Annotated in this window: 17 protein-coding genes and 4 tRNA genes; 10 read left to right on the top strand and 11 right to left on the bottom strand. The window is 51.9% G+C overall.

Annotated elements, in window-relative coordinates; genetic code table 11:
• Positions 1-42: 42 nt before the first annotated feature.
• The gene (gcvT, locus tag LG301_RS08025; RefSeq protein WP_404474934.1) at positions 43-1155 is read left to right on the top strand and encodes a glycine cleavage system aminomethyltransferase GcvT; all 1113 of its coding nucleotides are present in this window, start codon (positions 43-45) and stop codon (positions 1153-1155) included.
• Positions 1156-1250: 95 nt separating this feature from the next.
• On the opposite strand, the gene LG301_RS08020 is transcribed toward gcvT, so the two are convergent.
• From LG301_RS08020 to LG301_RS08010, 3 genes are all read right to left on the bottom strand, one after another.
• Entirely contained in the window at positions 1251-2126 is an 876-nt protein-coding gene (locus LG301_RS08020; RefSeq protein ID WP_404474932.1) for a LysM peptidoglycan-binding domain-containing protein, read from the bottom strand.
• 26 nt (positions 2127-2152) lie between these two features.
• The gene (locus tag LG301_RS08015) at positions 2153-3034 is read right to left on the bottom strand and encodes an acyltransferase (protein ID WP_404474930.1); all 882 of its coding nucleotides are present in this window, start codon (positions 3032-3034) and stop codon (positions 2153-2155) included.
• Positions 3035-3188: 154 nt separating this feature from the next.
• The gene (locus tag LG301_RS08010; RefSeq protein WP_404474928.1) at positions 3189-4085 is read right to left on the bottom strand and encodes a LysR family transcriptional regulator; all 897 of its coding nucleotides are present in this window, start codon (positions 4083-4085) and stop codon (positions 3189-3191) included.
• 147 nt (positions 4086-4232) lie between these two features.
• Between LG301_RS08010 and LG301_RS08005 the strand changes: the two genes are divergently transcribed.
• Both LG301_RS08005 and LG301_RS08000 read left to right on the top strand, forming a co-directional pair.
• On the top strand, positions 4233-4931 hold the full coding sequence (locus tag LG301_RS08005) for a CoA transferase subunit A (RefSeq protein ID WP_263068726.1): 699 nt from the start codon (positions 4233-4235) through the stop codon (positions 4929-4931).
• 89 nt (positions 4932-5020) lie between these two features.
• Positions 5021-5683 carry a CoA transferase subunit B gene (locus LG301_RS08000; RefSeq protein ID WP_263068728.1) on the top strand — a complete coding sequence of 221 codons (663 nt, stop codon included), beginning with the start codon at positions 5021-5023 and terminating at the stop codon, positions 5681-5683.
• Between the two features lie 46 nt (positions 5684-5729).
• Here the strand turns inward: LG301_RS08000 and LG301_RS07995 are convergent, their stop codons facing one another.
• On the bottom strand, positions 5730-6497 hold the full coding sequence (locus LG301_RS07995) for a DUF1338 domain-containing protein (RefSeq protein ID WP_263068729.1): 768 nt from the start codon (positions 6495-6497) through the stop codon (positions 5730-5732).
• 178 nt (positions 6498-6675) lie between these two features.
• A complete protein-coding gene (locus tag LG301_RS07990) occupies positions 6676-6939 on the bottom strand; it encodes a GrxA family glutaredoxin (protein WP_404474926.1) in 264 nt (87 codons plus the stop codon).
• Positions 6940-7078: 139 nt separating this feature from the next.
• On the opposite strand from LG301_RS07990, the gene hybE reads away from it, so the two are divergent.
• Positions 7079-7504 carry a [NiFe]-hydrogenase assembly chaperone HybE gene (hybE, locus tag LG301_RS07985; protein WP_404474924.1) on the top strand — a complete coding sequence of 142 codons (426 nt, stop codon included), beginning with the start codon at positions 7079-7081 and terminating at the stop codon, positions 7502-7504.
• Between the two features lie 185 nt (positions 7505-7689).
• Positions 7690-8463, top strand: a complete 774-nt coding sequence (locus LG301_RS07980) for a 3-hydroxybutyrate dehydrogenase (protein WP_404474922.1) — start codon at positions 7690-7692, stop codon at positions 8461-8463.
• Between the two features lie 131 nt (positions 8464-8594).
• On the opposite strand, the gene LG301_RS07975 is transcribed toward LG301_RS07980, so the two are convergent.
• Genes LG301_RS07975 through LG301_RS07965 form a run of 3 tightly spaced genes read right to left on the bottom strand, consistent with a single transcriptional unit; the run spans position 8595 to position 10869 of the window.
• On the bottom strand, positions 8595-9134 hold the full coding sequence (locus LG301_RS07975; protein WP_404474920.1) for a response regulator transcription factor: 540 nt from the start codon (positions 9132-9134) through the stop codon (positions 8595-8597).
• A gap of 36 nt (positions 9135-9170) precedes the next feature.
• A complete protein-coding gene (locus LG301_RS07970; protein ID WP_404474918.1) occupies positions 9171-10445 on the bottom strand; it encodes an ATP-binding protein in 1275 nt (424 codons plus the stop codon).
• A 7-nt stretch (positions 10446-10452) separates the two neighbouring features.
• Entirely contained in the window at positions 10453-10869 is a 417-nt protein-coding gene (locus LG301_RS07965; protein ID WP_263068737.1) for a hypothetical protein, read from the bottom strand.
• A 162-nt stretch (positions 10870-11031) separates the two neighbouring features.
• Between LG301_RS07965 and pyrC the strand changes: the two genes are divergently transcribed.
• On the top strand, positions 11032-12072 hold the full coding sequence (gene pyrC / locus LG301_RS07960; RefSeq protein WP_263068739.1) for a dihydroorotase: 1041 nt from the start codon (positions 11032-11034) through the stop codon (positions 12070-12072).
• A gap of 80 nt (positions 12073-12152) precedes the next feature.
• Here pyrC and mtnN read toward each other — a convergent pair whose 3' ends face one another.
• Together mtnN and folD are read right to left on the bottom strand one after the other, a co-directional pair.
• Positions 12153-12860: a 5'-methylthioadenosine/S-adenosylhomocysteine nucleosidase gene (gene mtnN, locus LG301_RS07955; protein WP_404474916.1), complete on the bottom strand. Its 708-nt coding sequence runs from the start codon at positions 12858-12860 to the stop codon at positions 12153-12155.
• 59 nt (positions 12861-12919) lie between these two features.
• Positions 12920-13780: a bifunctional methylenetetrahydrofolate dehydrogenase/methenyltetrahydrofolate cyclohydrolase FolD gene (gene folD, locus LG301_RS07950; protein WP_404474914.1), complete on the bottom strand. Its 861-nt coding sequence runs from the start codon at positions 13778-13780 to the stop codon at positions 12920-12922.
• 209 nt (positions 13781-13989) lie between these two features.
• Between folD and LG301_RS07945 the strand changes: the two genes are divergently transcribed.
• The 4 genes from LG301_RS07945 (at position 13990) to LG301_RS07930 (ending at position 14510) form a co-directional block, all read left to right on the top strand.
• Positions 13990-14066: transfer RNA gene (locus LG301_RS07945), tRNA-Pro, on the top strand.
• A gap of 92 nt (positions 14067-14158) precedes the next feature.
• Positions 14159-14235 (top strand) — tRNA-Arg (locus tag LG301_RS07940).
• A 92-nt stretch (positions 14236-14327) separates the two neighbouring features.
• Positions 14328-14402 (top strand) — tRNA-His (locus LG301_RS07935).
• A gap of 33 nt (positions 14403-14435) precedes the next feature.
• Positions 14436-14510: transfer RNA gene (locus LG301_RS07930), tRNA-His, on the top strand.
• A 178-nt stretch (positions 14511-14688) separates the two neighbouring features.
• Here the strand turns inward: LG301_RS07930 and amt are convergent.
• Positions 14689-18102 (bottom strand): ammonium transporter, encoded by a 3414-nt coding sequence (amt, locus tag LG301_RS07925; protein WP_404474912.1) that lies wholly within the window; start codon positions 18100-18102, stop codon positions 14689-14691.
• Between the last annotated feature and the right edge of the window lie 95 nt (positions 18103-18197).

The raw sequence follows: 18197 nt of genomic DNA, 5'->3' as shown, positions 1-18197 counted from the left end.
AGCGATTGGCTTCCCGTTTCTTTTTAAGACCGAGGAAATCCCATGACAGACCTTAAACATACGCCGCTTCATACGTTACACACCAAGTTGGGTGCCAAAATGGTGCCCTTTGCTGGCTACGATATGCCGGTACAGTATCCGTTAGGCGTAAAAAAAGAGCATGAGCATACTCGCCAGCGGTGCGGTTTGTTTGATGTGTCTCACATGGGGCAAATTTTGGTCTCTGGTCAGGACGTGGCAAGCGCATTAGAGACCCTGATACCGGCTGATTTAGTAGCATTAAAGCAAGGTGAGCAGCGCTACGGGCTTTTCACCAGTACCAACGGCGGCATTATCGATGATCTGATGGTGGTCAATGCAGGCGATCATTTTTATCTCGTGGTTAATGCCGCTTGCAAAGACCAGGATATCGCTCACCTGCGCACCAACCTAGGCGCGACCCATAAAATTGAGGTGGTTGATCGGGGGCTGTTGGCGTTACAAGGGCCAGAAGCTCGCGATGTCATGGCGCGCCTCTGCCCGAAAGCCTGCGAACTGATATTTATGCAGCATGGCCGGTTCACGTTAGCAGGCCAGGAAGTCTGGATCAGCCGTAGTGGCTATACGGGTGAAGATGGTTTTGAAATTTCCGTGGCCCGTGAAGGCTGTGAAGCCCTTGCTGAGCAGCTGTTAGCTGAGCCAGAGGTGGAAGCAATTGGCCTTGGCGCGCGCGATTCACTGCGCTTAGAAGCGGGCCTATGCCTTTATGGCCACGATATGGATCTTGAGACGACCCCGGTCGAAGCAGGTCTGATTTGGGCTATCGCAAAACCACGTCGTCACGGTGGCGAACGTCCTGCAGGCTTTCCAGGCGCTGACGTTATTCTGCATCAGGTAGATGCTAAAGATCATCAGCGCAAGCGAGTTGGCTTAGTGGCAGAGGGACGCGCGCCTGTGCGAGAAGGCAGTGTGTTAGTTGATGAGGCGGGCAACGAAATAGGTGTTGTGACATCGGGTGGTTTCGGGCCTAGCGTAGGCAAACCGGTAGCACTTGGCTATGTGAAACGGGAATGGGAGGCGCCAGAGAGCGTTGTGTATGCGCTGGTGCGCGGTAAGCAGTTGCCCATGACCGTCGCCAAAACGCCTTTTGTGAAGCCCGGGTACTATCGCGGCTAAAAGGCCATGACTGCTTATAAGTTCTTATAAAAAGTTAACGGTAAAAAGCCCCTGACCATTCAGGGGCTTTTGCGTGGCATCTACGAATATACTGGTTATCGTAAGACCTGACGCGGGTCGATAGGTTTGCCTCCCTGGCGCAGATCAAATAGCAGGTCATAACGTTGAGTTGAGCTGCTTTGTCCAACCTCGCATAGAGGGTCTCCCGTGCTTACCTGCTGACCTACTTGAACGATAATACGCTCGCAGAGTGCATAAACCGTTTGCAGATTACCGGCGTGGTGGACAATCACCACGTCGCCGAGCTGGCGCATACTATCAGCAAAGCGGACTTCTCCTGGGGCGACGGCTTTCGCCGTTGCGCCTTCTTGTGTCGCTAGCAGCATGGGTTGAAGCGTGCCGCGGCTATCCGCACCGAAGCGCCGTACAATACGGTAGTCCTCTAACGGCCACGGCCAGCGCCTTGCCGAGGCGGGCAAGCTGGCGCTTGGTGTGGGTGAGGATGGAGCGGCGGCCGGTGTGCTGCTGCTACTGGCGCGGCTGCTTCTACCAACGCTACTTCCACTGCTACTGGTGAGTGGCACACTGATGATTTGACCAATGCGCAACCCCGTTGCAGGGGTGCTCGAGTTCGCGCTTTGTAGGCGACCAGAAGTAGTGCCAAAATGACGAGCAATGCTGGAGTAGGTATCGCCTGCTCGGATTTGGTAGCGGTAGGGGCCGCCGGAAGGAGCACGTTCTTGTTGCGTCGGTATCAGCAGACGGTGGCCAACGTTTAATCGTGGTGCTGATACGCCTGGATTAAAGCGTTCAAGACGCTCCAGGGGAACATTCGCCCGCGCGGCCAGCCCTGCTAACGTGTCACCACGCTGTACCTCAAGCCATCGTCCATTGATGTGACTTGCACTGCTTGCTGCAGGAACGCGCTCTGTTGATGTGCTAGGGCTGGCGCAACCTGCCAGCCAACTCACTATCAAGCAGACCCCTAACGTGAGGGTTAGTCGTGATCGGTTTGGGTGCCAAGCAAGGTATCTTTTTCCTGCCAGAGTGAGTTGATCCATGCGTGGAAGCGTTCCTTGTGCTGCGGTTCTTGGTGATAGTTGGCATTAAGCATCCATTCGGGAACAGCCAGCTGCCTTGCTTCAAGGGTAATGGGAGCCTCTTTACCACATAGAAATCCCCAAAACGTGGGTGACGGGTTCTGATAGCTGATGGTTACGTCAAGAATACCATCCAATTGGTCGCCTAGCAGGCTAATTACCTGGGCAATGCCACCGGCCTTCGGCCTTAATAAATGCTGGAAAGGACTTTGTTGCGCTTCCCTTTTCGCCACGGTGAAACGCGTCCCTTCGACAAAATTCAAAATTGTAATAGGTGCGTTACGCGCCTGCCGGCAAATGCGCTCGGTTGATTCACGGTCAATGGTGGCAAGCTTAGGGTTTTTGGCAATCTGTTCACGGCTAAAGCGACGCATAAATGGAAATTCCAGTGCCCAAAATGCGAGCCCTACAATTGGAATCCATATAAGTTGATGTTTTAAGAAAAAGCGTGGCAGCGGAATCCGTCGGTGCAGCGCCATGAACAGAATGAAAATATCGGTCCAGCTTCGGTGATTTGAAACGACTAGCCACCACTGTTCTGTGCTTAGGGTGTTCGGTATATTTAGGGTTAGGTTGGGCTTTAACCAACGCCGCATCCACCAAAGATTAAGGCCTATCCAATTTTGCGCTACAGCGCAAAGGTGGTTCAGCAGCCACTCTTTGCGGTGACGACCAGGTGCTATGACTTTAGCAAGTGTGAGTAGAATGAGGGGAACCCCCCAAAAAAGCGTGCTGATGACCAGCAATAAAACGCTGACTACTCCTTTCAAAATAGGCATACCGCATATCCTCGATACAAATTCTTGTTCAGCGTTCTGTCTGTGAGTACGCCTTTAGCCTGAATGCTAAAGGATCAAAGCCATACTGCCCAGCTTAGCTGCTTACTATTGTGCGGGTAAGGTGTTTTATGGGGTTTACTCATACCATGCGTGTTCATAGCGCTGCAGCCAGGGAGGGGGCTTTAACGCTCTCAAGTAGTACTTTGCGTAAGGCGTAAGCGGCGGCGGATAGTTCCTGTTGAGTAAGTATCCCTACGTGGCAGGCAATGCTTGGGCTATTGAGGGGAACGCAGCAAGCACCTAACGCCTGCATTTGCTCAATGCACATAGAGGGTACGGCGCTCACGCCTAATCCTTCAGCGACCATTTTACCCACGGTGGAGAGCTGATGACTTTCAAAGGCGACAGGCAAATCAATGTGGCGCTTTCCCAGTTCTTGCTCTAGCAGGCGGCGTACCATCGACGGGCGCTGAAGCGTGATGAAGTCGTCCTGCAACAGCGTATCCCATGAAAGGCTGCTAGCCTGTAAAGGGGAGTGCGGCGGCACGACTGCGACAAACTCATCCTCAAATAGCGGCGTAAATGTCAGGCTATTGGCACCCTCTGGTGAGAACGCGATACCTATTTCGACTTGGCGGGAGCGCACCATGTCGATAACTTCTTCGTTGATGACATCGTGAACGGTAACGTTGATTTTTGGGTATTGCTGGCGAAACTTGACCAGAGCGCCGGGCAGCAGGTTGCAGGCAAACGATGGCATGGCGGCGACACTCAAACGCCCTAGCTGAAGTGTGAAGCGCTGGCGCAAGCGCTCTTCGGTATTGTCCCATTGCGCGAGCAGGTGCTTTGCAAGGGGAAGCAAAGTCTCTCCTTCGGGGGTCAGTCTTACGCTTCGGGTGCTGCGGATCAACAGCTTACCGCCAAGTGAATCTTCTAAGCCTTTGATAGCAAGGCTTAACGCGGGCTGGGAAAGGTGTAGGTGCTCGCAGGCATGAGTAAAGCTTAAGGTTTGGGCGACAGTAAGAAACGCGCGCAGCTGTTTGACGGTCATAAGGGCTCTTTTATAAATTATTCAAATAAATTGATAAGAAAAACAAACTTAACAAATATATCATCTAGTACAACACTGGCACTATCGCGTAAGCAGCATCCATAGAGTCTGCTTGATGTACCACCGACAATAATGAGAGGCATAACCATGGCAGGATTCGATAAGCGCGTGGCTTCCTACGAGGAGGCAATGGAAGGCATTCAGGATGGAATGACCGTAATTGCAGGCGGTTTTGGCCTGTGCGGTATTCCTGAGAACCTGATTGCTGAAATTAAACGCCGAGGTGTCAAAGACCTCTCCGTTGTGTCCAATAACTGTGGAGTGGATGGCTTTGGATTGGGGCTGCTGCTTGAGGATCGCCAGATAAGTAAGATTTTTGCCTCTTATGTTGGCGAAAACGCGATGTTTGAACAGCAGATGCTCAACGATGAAATTGACGTAGTGCTAACACCTCAAGGCACTCTGGCAGAAAAAATGCGCGCAGGCGGCGCGGGAATCCCCGCTTTTTACACCGCAACGGGCTACGGCACGCCGATTGGTGAAGGCAAAGAGGTGCGCGAGTTTAATGGTCGTCACTACATTTTAGAAGAAGCTATCGTTGGGGATTTCGCTATTGTAAAAGGTTGGAAAGCGGATCGTTATGGCAATGTCATGTATCGCCATACGGCGCAAAACTTTAATCCAATGGCAGCCACCGCAGGAAAAATCACCGTAGTGGAAGTTGAGGAAATTGTTGAGCCAGGCGAGTTGGAGCCAAGCCAAATTCACACACCCGGTATTTATGTGGATCGCATCATTCAAGGTTCTTTCGAGAAGCGTATTGAGAAGCGAACGGTGCGCAGTTAATTGCGTGCGATCCCGGTTAAGGGGCATGCAATGTTTACGCAATGACTCAATTCGATGATTCTCACATTATTCACTACGAGGTAAGCACCATGGCTTTAACACGTGAACAGATGGCTCAGCGCGTTGCTCGCGAACTTGAAGATGGTTTCTACGTCAACCTAGGTATCGGTATCCCTACGCTAGTTGCCAACTATGTACCTGACGGTATTGATGTCATGCTGCAGTCAGAGAATGGCTTGCTCGGCATGGGGCGCTTTCCGACGGAGGAAGAGGTCGACCCGGATATGATTAATGCCGGTAAGCAAACGGTTACTGCAAGACCCGGCGCAGCGATTTTTTCGTCGGCAGAATCGTTTGCCATGATTCGCGGTGGTCATGTGGATCTAACCGTACTAGGGGCTTTTGAGGTCGATCAGGAAGGCAATATTGCCTCGTGGATGGTGCCTGGCAAATTGATAAAAGGTATGGGAGGCGCCATGGACTTGGTGGCAGGCGCTGAAAATATAATCTGTACCATGACGCATGCGTCCAAACACGGTGAATCAAAACTCCTTGAGAAGTGCACACTGCCGTTAACCGGCGCGGGTTGTATTAATCGCGTTCTTACCGATCTCGCTTATCTTGAGATTAAAGATGGTGCCTTTATCTTGAAAGAGCGTGCACCGGGTGTGAGCGTTGAAGAGATCATAGAGAAAACCGCCGGAAAGCTAATTGTTCCCGATAACGTACCAGAAATGACCTTTGACGAGTAACGTTGCGTTTGTTGGCTGATGAGAAGGCGTGGGCTATGTTGCGTGCTCACGCCATTTCGCAGCGAGTATGGAAAGGCAGTAATATCTCCGCCACTCGCTCATGGTCATCATCCAGATGCTTTTGTATTAAGGCGAGGCCGCCAAGGCAAAGCCTATGCTCATCACCGTCTCCAAAGGCTATTTTCTGAGGCATCGCGGGATAAAAGCGGTGGAGCAACATCGAAGAGACAGGAAATACGCCATTTTGCTGACTGTCGATACTGGGCATACCCGCCGTGGCTAGCTGTGCATCAAGTATTTCAAGCGGATTGCCGAGGGTAGTGCAATCATAACCTGCATGATGCAGGCGCGGACCCATGACAGCTAGCCATGCCGCAAGTGGATGAGCAGCTTGAAGTTGCTGGTACAGTGCCCATGAGGGCATTGGCCAGGGGCGGCCGCGACAAAGCAAATTATGGCCTTTGCAATCTTCAGGATGGCTTTGAGCTACAAGAAGCGTGAGTGCCTCTCTCGGCGCTTTAGCAAGGGTGCCCAACTGTAGCTCTGCCAATATTAGCCAGCTACCGCTGTCGTTAGGAGCGAGCAGGTGGATGAGCATCCCTTTATCTGCCATGGCGTAATGCCCAACAGAGCGGTAACCCATATGTGCCAGCTTCGCTCCCAGTGCATTAGCGGAAAAAGGGCCGTGATTGAGGGTAACTAGGGTTAAGTATTCCGCTGGAACCGTTAATGGCCACAGCCGCAGAGCTCCTAAGTCGGGGTGGGTGTGGATATAGTCAAGCCACAGCTGCTGAACAAACTCCTCTCGCTGCATGGGGTAACCTCGCCGCCTATCGTTGGCCCGTGTGGGGTGAGCTTTTTCAAGCGTTCAGTATAGGCAAGCAAGGATAGAGAGCGTTCAACGGCTGTTAACGGCATTTTTAACGCCGGAACTGAGAAGCCAAAAGCTAAGAATTCAAAAGCTAGGAATTCAAGAACTAAGAATTCAACAATTAAGAAGCCAAAAGCTGTTTATTACGCACGAAGTGATCAAATTCGGTGAAGCCACCAATGTGCTGCTGGTCGACAAATATTTGCGGAACAGTATGGATAGGCTTACCTGCTGTTTTTGCAATATCTTCTTTAGTGACGCCCTCTGAAGGCATGTCTACATAGCGATAGCCTTGTATCTTACCTGTGTTTTCCAGGTGATCCGCCAATTGCTTGGCGCGTACGCAAAAAGGGCAAGACATACGACCAAAAATAACCACAAACATGAGCATCACTCCTCTAAACTGCGGGGTTTCGTTAATAAATTACCGCCATTGTGGCGTAGCTCAGAGGTTTTCGCCAATAGCGCCACACTACGTTGACCATTGAGGTGCGTTATCGGTGTCGTTTGCTCTAGGAGAGAGGATGCAAAGTTTGACTCCCCAGCAGTATCAGTACTTAGCGGCATTGGCGCAGGCGTATCGAGATGTTCACTTACGTCTCATCAAAGGCACTAGCCACTATAACCCCCGTTTAGGCGTCGATGCGTTGTGTTTTGAACCGCTTAACGCGACGGTGAATGGTGCTTCGCTGCTAGTAGGGGCACTGTTTACCCCCTGTGAGCTTTGGCTAGTGGTAGTTCCTGAGCAGGCTATGCTTACGGCTCCTTTGGATGAAACGCTGTCGCTTGAACTGCCCTCAGGGCACTATCGTCTAGACCTCGAACGGCTGCCTGGCGGCTATGACATCTATAAGCGACGCATTTTAGACAACTTGAGCGATCTTGAAAGCATGCAAGATGCCGCTCGACTAGCGCAGCAGATGATGTCACGTTTGATGGCGCGTACATAAAAACGGCAGGTGGCGCAGTCGATGTAACAGGCGCTAGTAGCCGTCATTGTTACGTTAAGGGTGAGCAGGCATGACACGGTTGTAGGGTGTCAGATGTTAGATTCGCTATGTTTAGATGGCTTGTGCAAAAAACCGTTTTAAGCTCTACGTTTTCAACATCGAATTATTCACAAAAGGAAATGCTAATGAGTTCTCAAACAGCCGCAACCCCTCGTGTTGCCGTGGTGACCGGTACTACTACAGGTATTGGCGCAGCCGTCGTGAAGCACTTTTGCGAGTTGGGTCACCAAGTGTTGGCGGTAGATTTTAACCCTAAAGGTCAGGAGGTGGCGGATGCGGCTGGCGCGGCGTTTTATCAGGCTGACCTGACCGACCCCGAAGCATGTCGGGGTGCCGTTGCAGAAGCAGTGAAGCGCTTTGGTGGTGTCGATATTTTGGTGAATAACGCGGGCATTCAGCACGTTGCGTCTATTGAAACGTTTCCTGAAGAGAAATGGCGTCAAATCATCGATCTAATGCTCACGGCGCCTTTTATTCTCACTCAAGCAGCCTGGCCCTCTATGCGTGAAAAAGGCTGGGGGCGGATTATCAATATTGCTTCCATCCATGCCCACGTGGCATCACCGGGCAAGTCTGCGTACGTAAGTGCTAAGCATGGCATGATGGGGCTAACCAAAACGGCTGCACTGGAAGGCGGGGAGCAGGGGATTACCGCTAACGCGATTTGCCCTGCCTATGTGAGAACGCCGTTGGTCGATAATCAAATCGCCGATCAAGCCAAGCTGCACAATATGGATGAGCAAGAGGTGATTGAAAACATCATGCTTAAGAATGCTGCGGTCAAGCGTTTAATCGAACCGGCTGAAGTGGCACAGATGGTGGCGTATCTGGCTTCGGATGCTGCCGGAGCGGTCACCGGGTCAAGCTGGAATATTGATTTGGGTTGGACAGCCCACTAACGCTGTTTTCCCCTGTTACTGCTGATGGTTCTCGTCTTGAAACGTTGCGTGAAGGGCGTAGGTAGCAGGGGAAGGTTTTCTACGCCACACAATTTTCATCAACCCATTGTTAATTTTATTTTGTACTAGCGTTAGCGGCGAACCGGGCGCTTTTGTAATTTGCGCTGTAGAGTGCGCCGGTGCATGCCCAGTGCGCGGGCCGTAGCTGAAATGTTGCCATCATGCTCTTGGAGTACTTTTTGGATGTGCTCCCAGGTAATACGGTTAATCGAAGGTGGGTTGTCTGCCAGCTCGATATTGGGGTCGCCTTCTTGCTGTTCAAACGCATGGATCACGTCATCGGCGTCAGCAGGTTTACAGAGGTAGTTGACGGCTCCCAGTTTTATCGCTTCGACAGCGGTAGCAATACTGGAGTACCCGGTAAGCACTACAACACGGCAGTGGGGAACGGTAGTAAGCAGGTCAGGGAGCAGTTTGAGTCCTGAACTGTGTTCAAGTTTTAGATCCAACGTTGCCATCGTTGGTAAAAATTGTGCGGCTATTGTGAGTGCCTGATCGGCATCGTGAGCCACCATTACTTCAAAGCCACGGCGGGTAAGTGCTCGGTTTAATACATGGCAAAACATTTCATCGTCATCAACGATTAGAAGGCGTTGCTCGTGGGTCTGCATGATATCCTCGATGTTGCTGCGGCTGCCATGCCGCTGTTACCTATCTGGGCCGGAGCAGCGCGGAAGTGTTACTTCCGTTAATGTGCCACCTTCAGGGTGATTGTACAGTCTAACGCCTCCACCCAGGCGGTTAATCGTGGCATGGGTTAAAAACAATCCAATGCCCATACCCTTGCTCTTTGTCGAGATGAAGGTATCCCCCAGTTGATCAGCAATAGACATGGCAATGCCGGGGCCATGATCGCGTATATCGATAATAACGCTCTCTTCCTGCCAGTCTAGACGGATGGCAATCTGCTCTGGATTGGCATCAGCGGCGTTGTTTAATAAATTGGTGAGGGCTTGGTCAAGGGTTGCATCCACGGCAAGCCAGGGGCGTCCACGTCGCTCGGTAACATCAAAGTGATGGCTAACATCGGGTCTGATGACCAGCCAGCGCTGAACGACGCCTGCTAGCCACACTTCCGCATCGAGCACTTCAGGTTCTGCCATACGCCGACGGTCCGCATTGGTCACCAGGTGTTGTAAGCGTGATTTGCATACATCCACTTGCTGGCGCAGTAACGAAATATCTTGCTGAAGCACGCTTCCCGAAGGCGCTTCATCTTGCATCTCTTTAAGTAATACCGCCATGGTGGAGAGGGGAGTGCCTAGTTCGTGGGCTGTGCCTGCCGCTTGGGTCGCCACCGCTAAAACCTGTTCGTTGCGCAGGGCCGATTCTCGGGTAAGCGATAAGGCTTTGTCCCGATTACGCAGCGCGTGCGCCATTTTATAAATAAAAAAAGTCACCAGGCCTGCGGAAAGGCCAAAGTTGAGCCACATACCCAGCACATGAAGGCTGAGGGGGCCATCGCTGTTGATATGGCCTAATTGTGGAATGGGGTAATAGTAAAACATTAAGAAGGTGTAGCCCGCCATGGAGCAGGCGGCCACTGCCCAGGCGTGGCGCCAAGGCAGCGTAGCGGCGGCAATGGTGACCGGTACGAGATAGTACGTAATAAACGGGTTGGTGGAGCCGCCAGAAAAATAAAATAGCAACGTTAAACCGGCCACGTCCGCCAGTAGGTGGGAAAGGTACTCAATATGCTTGACCGCCCGGGGCCTGCCAAGGCGCCACCAAGTGGCAATATTAAGCACGCCCATTGCAATAACGACACCAACGACCGCTGTTACCGGCAGATCAAAGGCTAAGAATTCGATGCCGACAATAATCGCTAGTAAAAAGCCGGTCCATGTAATACCGCGAACAATGGTTAATCGAACAAGATTGCGGTTGGGCGTTGATAGAGGCAGAGGGAGTGCGGTCGGCATGGCGGTTTTATTTACCTGATGATTTAACACTATGAATCACAAACTTGATAAAGAGAGTCATGACAAAGGTTAACCACCCCGCTGAGGCTAAAAAGTTGAACAACAGCATTTTGGGAGGCAGCCAGGCGCTCCCCACCAGGGCTTCAAGCATAATGTGGAAAAACATTGCCAAAAGGAGCGGTAAGGCAAGCGTATGAATCCACATGTCTGTTCGCCGCTTGCGGATATGGTAGCGCCGCAATAAATAGCGCAGAGGGCGGTGTGCCCAGCAAATGAGCACTAAGGCACCAACTACAAATAGCATTGCAACGGTAGGCTCTGTGCTGCCTTTGTACATTGAAATGGAAATAGACCAGGCAAGCCCAAGCCACATTAAGCCTTCAATGCTGGCGATAATGTCCGCATAGCGTCGCACGTTCTGCATAAACAACGAGATCCTTGATCCTACAAAGTGCCGCCATGATACGACACTTGATAAGGGCTGTGGGGCACATCGGTAGATTTATACCCCGCTGTATTGGGTATACTGTGCGCTCTCGATTTCTCTGCCCGTTTACTCTACAACCAGATAAGCACAGGACTAGCCGTGGACGCTATTACGTTAACCCGCCCCGATGATTGGCACCTCCATTTACGCGATGACGAGGCGCTAAAAGCGGTGGTAGGCCACACCGCCGCCCAAATGGGCCGTGCTATTATTATGCCAAATCTCAAGCCTCCCGTGACCACCACCGAGCAGGCCATTGCTTACCGCGAACGCATCTTGGCAGCACTTCCCAGCGGTAGCCAGTTTGAGCCGCTCATGACGCTCTACTTGACTGATACAACCCCTGCCAGTGAAATTGAAAAAGCGGTTGAGAGCGGCGTGGTTAAAGCCGTTAAGCTTTATCCAGCGGGGGCGACAACTAATTCAGCCTCTGGCGTTACGGATATTGCCCACTGTGATGAAGCCATTACGATGATGGCCAAGCTGGGAATGCCACTGCTGGTACACGGTGAAGTCACCGATAGTGATATCGATATTTTCGACCGCGAAGCAGCGTTCATAGAGCGAGTAATGAAGCCACTGCTGGCGAGACACCCTAATCTCAAGGTGGTGTTTGAACACATCACCACCCAGCAGGCGGCTGAATTTGTTGCGGCCGCGTCTGATAACATTGCAGCGACCATTACGGCTCACCATTTGCTGTTTAACCGTAATAAAATGCTGGCGGGCGGCATTCGTCCCCATTATTACTGTTTGCCAATTTTAAAACGCGAACAGCACCGCCAGGCATTACTCAAAGCAGCGACCAGTGGAAGCCCTAAATTTTTCCTGGGTACCGATAGTGCGCCGCATGCTCAAGGTGATAAAGAGTCGAGCTGTGGCTGCGCTGGTGCCTATACCGCACCTGCGGCAATTGAACTCTATGCAGTTGCCTTTGAAGAGATGCAGGCGCTAGATAAGCTCGAAGCTTTTGCGAGCTTAAATGGGCCGCGTTTTTACGGGCTTTCCCCCAATGCAGAAACCGTGACGCTTGAGCGCCGCGAATGGCGTCTGCCGGAACGCTTCCCCTACGCTGATGGGCAGGACATTATTCCGCTCATGGCGGGTGAAACCCTGCCGTGGGCGCTTAAAGGTGCCTAAACAGCTTGCATAGGATAACCTCAAGCGTTTTACGCAAAACGGAGCCGCATGGCTCCGTTTTGCGTCACGATAAAGTGAACTTAAGCATTGCCGAGCGCGATTAGCATTTGATCAACCATACGGGCGGAGTGATCTGCGGCGATATCGAGAAACTGTTCAAAAGAGAGGTGGTTGTCGCCGCTGCCGGGGATATCCGAAAGCGCGCGGATAACCACAAATGGGCACCCGTAGAGGTGGCAGGTTTGTGCAATTGCGGCGCCTTCCATTTCAACTGCCAGCATCGTAGGGAACTGTGCGCGGGTAGTGGCCACGCGTTCCGGATCGGCCATGAAGGCGTCTCCTGTGGCGATTAATCCTTCACGAACGTTCACTTCCCCCAGCGCTGTAATGGCGCCGCGCGCTACGTCGCGTAGCTGCTTATCAGCCTGATAAGCGGCGGGCATGCCGGGCACTTGACCTAACTCGTAGCCGAACACGACGGCGTCCACATCATGGTGACGAACTTCATCAGAAATGATGACATCGCCGATGCTCAGATCGGTAGCGAAGCCGCCTGCTGAGCCGGTGTTAATGATAGCGTCAGGTTGATGGCGCTCAAGCAGTATCGCAGTGCCCACCGCGGCGTTGACTTTGCCAATGCCTGACTGCAAAACCACAATTTCGAGGCCATGACGCGTGCCGGTATAAAAGACAAAGCCAGCGTGTTCATAACGCTCAGCATTTTCAAGCTGGCTTGCTAGTAGGCTAACTTCTTGCGCCATCGCGCCAATAATTCCAATCCGTCGCACGTTAGGGTGCTCCTTGGTTATTTAGTGCCATCGGTAAGTGGCGTTAATAATTAGCCTTATTACGGCGTTTGGTCGTGGCGTTCAGCGGCTTCTAGGGTGTTCTCAAGCAGAGTGGCAACGGTCATCGGTCCTACGCCGCCGGGTACCGGCGTGATAAAACTGGCGCGTTCAGCGGCGATGGCAAAGTCGACATCTCCCGCCAGTGAACCATCTTCTTGTCGGTTAATACCTACATCGATAACAATCGCGCCAGGCTTGATCCATTCGCTATTGACGATACCCGGTTTTCCGACAGCAACCACCAGCAGATCAGCACGGCTAACATGCGCCTGAAGGTTTTGGGTAAAACGATGACAAACCGTTGTGGTGCAGCCTGCGAGCATCAGCTCCAGTGCCATAGGGCGACCCACGATGTTAGAGGCGCCGACAACGGTGGCATCTAACCCACGCACTGCAATGCCGGTTTGTGCCAGCATCGTCATAATGCCTTTGGGTGTACAAGGGCGGAGTGACGGTATGCGCTGTGCCAAGCGGCCAATGTTATAGGGGTGAAAGCCGTCAACGTCCTTGTCAGGGCGAATGCGTTCTAAAATTGGTCTGGCATCCATATGCTCTGGCAACGGTAGCTGAACCAGAATACCGTCTACCGCTGGGTCATCGTTTAAACTATCGACTAAAGCCTCTAGTGTTGCCTGCGTGGTATTGGCGGGCAGGGCGTGTTGGAAAGAGAGAATGCCCGCCTGCTCGCAGGCGCGATGCTTATTACTGACATAAACGTGAGACGCTGGGTCTTCTCCGACCACGACAACGGCTAGTCCGGGTGCTCGAATGCCGGCTCGTTGGCGTGCGCTGACTTTTTCGGCAACGGCGTGACGGACATTAGCGGCAATGGCTTTGCCATCGATGAGTTGGGCGGCCATGTAGAGATCCCTATACGAAGTGGAAGAGCGAAGCAGGCTGCTAAATGCGAGCAGCAAGGTGCTTTCTATAAAGGGCAATTTTCGCATGCTAGGGCGGGAAGGCAAAGCGTCTATCGAATCAATCACTTTAAGTGTTGACTTTAAAATTAAAAGTAGTAATATATGCCTCGCTTGAGACGGGATATGCAGCAGCGTCTAAGGTAAGAAATCGGGATGTAGCGCAGTCTGGTAGCGCGCCTGCTTTGGGAGCAGGATGTCGGGGGTTCGAATCCCTCCATCCCGACCACATACCTAGCGCGGAAGGTATTAGCTTGCTTTTCCAGACTTTGGTTGTGGTCAAGTGCTCATCAGTATTCTGAACGTTGGAATGCCTCATGTGCGCCTATAGCTCAACCGGATAGAGCAACGGCCTTCTAAGCCGTAGGTTGCGGGTTCAAGTCCTGCTGGGCGCGCCATCAATTTAATCACTTATCCTTCAAGTGGCTAAACTGTGAATGGCGTTTACAAGCAGCGATCAAAAAGTTGTTCTTGAAGTACTTCATCTATGGTGGATGTAGCTCAGTGGTAGAGCCCCGGATTGTGGCTCCGGTGGTCGTGGGTTCGATCCCCATCATCCACCCCATTGATGATACGTACTTTTCAGTTTTAGGTTGTGGTGGATGTAGCTCAGTGGTAGAGCCCCGGATTGTGGCTCCGGTGGTCGTGGGTTCGATCCCCATCATCCACCCCATTAACCTTTCCCTTCTTTGTAATTTCTTTGCTATCAATTCCAATAAGTAGTTTTTGCTTATCAGCGCTTATCAACTATTATCTGCGTTGGTACAACTTAGCTTTAAAATCACATAGATTTAAAACTATATACTTTTAAGACGACAGTTTTTCTCTCCACGATGTACCCCTCAGCGTTTTCACCTCGGCATTAATTTGATGTTGGTATCGACGGTGTCAGTAATCGGTTCAGGCTTCCCCAGTAAGTACCCTTGTGCAAAATCAATTCCCAATGACTGCAGTTTAGCTAGCGTTTCTTTTGTTTCGACATGCTCTGCGATGGTGTCCAAGGCCAGCGCTTTGCTAACAGAGTGAATAGCTTCCACCATTGCGCTATCGATGGGATCTTGGTGGATGTTGCGAATAAAACTGCCATCTATTTTTAAGAAATCCACTGGCAGATGTTTTAGGTAGCTAAACGATGACAGCCCGGTGCCAAAATCATCTAAGGCGAACCGGCAACCACACTTTTTTAATGCGTGAATCAGCTCGCTGACTTTTGAGAGCTGAGCAATGGCCGCACTTTCTGTTATTTCAAAACACAAACTTCCTGCGGGTAAATCTGCGCGTTGCACCTGATGAATGAGGTCGCGGCAAAAATCGCTGTCTGAAAGAGAATCGCCCGATAAATTGATTCCCCAATAACCAACCTTACTCGTCTCACTATCAGGTGTCGCATCCTGGCTGACTAAGCAGCGATAGCGATCGGTGAGCCATGCAAGCGTATTGCGAACCACCCAGCGGTCGATGCGGACCATAAAGTGATAACGCTCAGCCGCTGGCATAAAGCTGCCTGGGGAGATAAGCGTGCCGTTCTCTTCAAGGCGCAGCAGAATTTCTCGATAGCCAGGGCCTGTGCCGCATACCGTTTGAACGGGCTGTGAGAAAAGTCTGAAGCTATCATTGTCTAGCGCGTTTTGAAGCCGCTGAAACCACGCTAATTGCCCATGGCGCTCTAACAAAAAGTGGTCGTCTGGTTGATGGCAGTGAATACGGTTACGTCCCGCTTCTTTGGCACTATAGCAGGCGGCATCGGCGGCATGCAGCGTGTCGGATAGGCGCATCGGTTGTTCTGATGCGATAGGGACGATGCCAATGCTGACCCCTATGCCGAACGTGTGGTCCTTCCAGGCAAAGCGAAAACATTCGATGTCGCATCGCACTGCTTCGCAAATCAGCTTGGCTTTATCTAGCGGGCAATCTGGCAGGATAAGAGCAAACTCATCACCGCCAAGTCGGGCAACGGTATCGCTGTTGCGCACGTGGGATTTGAGTTTCACTGCGACCTGTCTTAACAGCTCATCGCCCGCCAAGTGGCCGCAGGTGTCGTTCACTATTTTAAATTGATCAAGGTCCAAGTAGCAGAGCACATGGGAGCTTTTGGTTTGCTCAAGCAGCTCGGTTAGCAGTGTTTCAAACGCCCGACGATTAATTAAGCCGGTCAAGTTATCGTGAGTGGCTTGGTAATTGAGTTGTGCAGATAGTTTGTGGGTCAAGCTTACATCTTGGAAAACAACCACCGCTCCTAGCGTTAAGCCATTGCGTGAGCGAATGGGGGCTGCACTGTGCTGGATTGGGTGGCGTTTTTTGTTTTGATCGACTAATTGGCAGTGTTCTCTAAAGTGAACGGCCTTGTGTTGGGTGAGTACCTGACGGGCAGGGTTGTTGAGAGGCTGGTCGTGGAGTTCGTCACGCAATTGATAAATCATTTGAATCGGTTTGTTGAGAGCTTCTTTAAAACCCCATCCAGTGAGCCGCTGGGCCTCTGTATTCAGAAAGGTGACGTTGCCACTGGCGTCACAGGTAATGACACCATCGCCGATGGAGGCTAGCGTTGTGCGAGCAAGGTCTCGTTCGCGATTGAGTTGCTCTTGGAGCTGTTTGCGCTCGGTAATATCGCGCACCATGCCAGAACACTCCGAGGCAGAGCCAAGCGCACCCTCACTGACCTGCACCTCCAGATAGCGTATTTGCTGCTCATCGGTGCGCCTTTTGACTTCATGGCGCGCTCCCGGGGTGAGTGTTTGGTCGGGCAATAGTTCACTGACGTGTTTGCCAATCAGTTGGTCAGCAGTGACACCAAAGAGTGCCTCAGCCCCTGGGTTGAGATTGGTCAAGATGCCGTCTGCCTGCCAGGTAATGACGCCGTCACGTAAATTGCGCAGCATCACCTGGGTGTGGCCTACCGCTCGTTCTAGTGCCGCTGACACGCGGTTGTAACCGGCGGCGATTTCGCCTACCTCAGTAAACGGGTCTGCATCTATGCGTTGTCGCATATCGCCTTGTTGCTCATGCTGACGCATATGTTCCAACAGCTGGTTGAGTTCGTTTTTCGCACCGTGCTCGGCGAGGTTCAGGCCCATTTTTTCAGCGTCAGCAGAGACGCGTAGCGGTAAAACGTTGGGTAATAAACGCTGCGTGGTTTTAAATAGCAGCCACGCCATGCCAAAGCTCCAAGCACCGCATACAAGGACACCTATCAGCTGAACGCCAAATTGATCTGCTCTGCTCAGCGATAATCCTAATGTGTTTGGGTCGGCAAACCAGGGAAGGGCGAGGGTTCCCCATATGCCCGCCACTAAGTGCGCGGGTATTGCCCCTACGGCATCATCAATATGCCGTTTTAATAACCACTCGCTCGATAACACCATTAATATGCCGCTAATACTGCCCATTAAAAATGCCGCTGACAGTGAAATAACGTTGGCGCCGGCGGTAACCGCCACAAGCCCAGCGATAGCACCGTTAATGGCATACATGACATCGGCATAGCGGCGTACCCGCCAGCCCATCAGCATGGCTGATAAAATACCGCCTACTGCGCCGAGTATGGTGTTGGCGATAATCCCAGGAACTTCACTGCTGAGCGCGAGAGTGCTTCCCCCATTAAACCCAATCCAGCCTAAAATCATGAAGAGCGCGCCAAGCATGGCGAATGGTAGGTTGCCAGCAGGAAACATGGCGGGTGGTTGGTTTGGTTGGAACCTGCCACGGCGAGGGCCGATAATCAATACAGCGGCTAATGCCACCCAGCCGCCTACGCTGTGAACGACGGTTGCACCGGCAAAGTCCATAAAGCCAAGTGCTTCAAGCCATCCGGGCGTGCCTCCCAATAAACCACCCCAAGCCCAGTGACCGAAGAGAGGATAGATAAGTAGCGCTATCCAAAACGACGCCCAAAGGTAGCCAAGAAACGCCATCCGCTCAGCGACGGCACCGGCAACAATAGTGGCGGCGGTGGCGCAAAACATGGCTTGGAAAATAAACACGGTTACCGTCCAGCTACCGGCTGACTCAAGTTCCCAGCCAAATAAAGAGGTGCCAACCCAGCCTGAATGAGACGAGCCAAACATAACGCCAAAACCCACAAACCAGAAAACGCTGACAGCAATGGCAAAGTCAGCCAAGTTTTTCATGGCCACGTTGATCGTGTTTTTGGTTCTAGTGGTACCCGCTTCAAGGCAGAGAAAACCGGCCTGCATAGAGAAAACTAACGCTGCGGCCCATAATATCCAAAGCGTATCGATTAATGTGGTGTCAAAAGCGTGAGGCATGGGGCAATCCTTGTGCAATATTGGTGCGCATGGAGCACTGCTCTGGTGCTGCTCACTGACAGCCGCGCCACAGAGCGGTTGGGTTTGCCTCTTTA

The sequence above is a fragment of the Vreelandella venusta genome (assembly GCF_044809155.1).
GTDB classification, from domain to species: Bacteria; Pseudomonadota; Gammaproteobacteria; order Pseudomonadales; family Halomonadaceae; genus Vreelandella; species Vreelandella venusta_B.
This window is presented reverse-complemented; position numbering and strand designations above follow the sequence as displayed.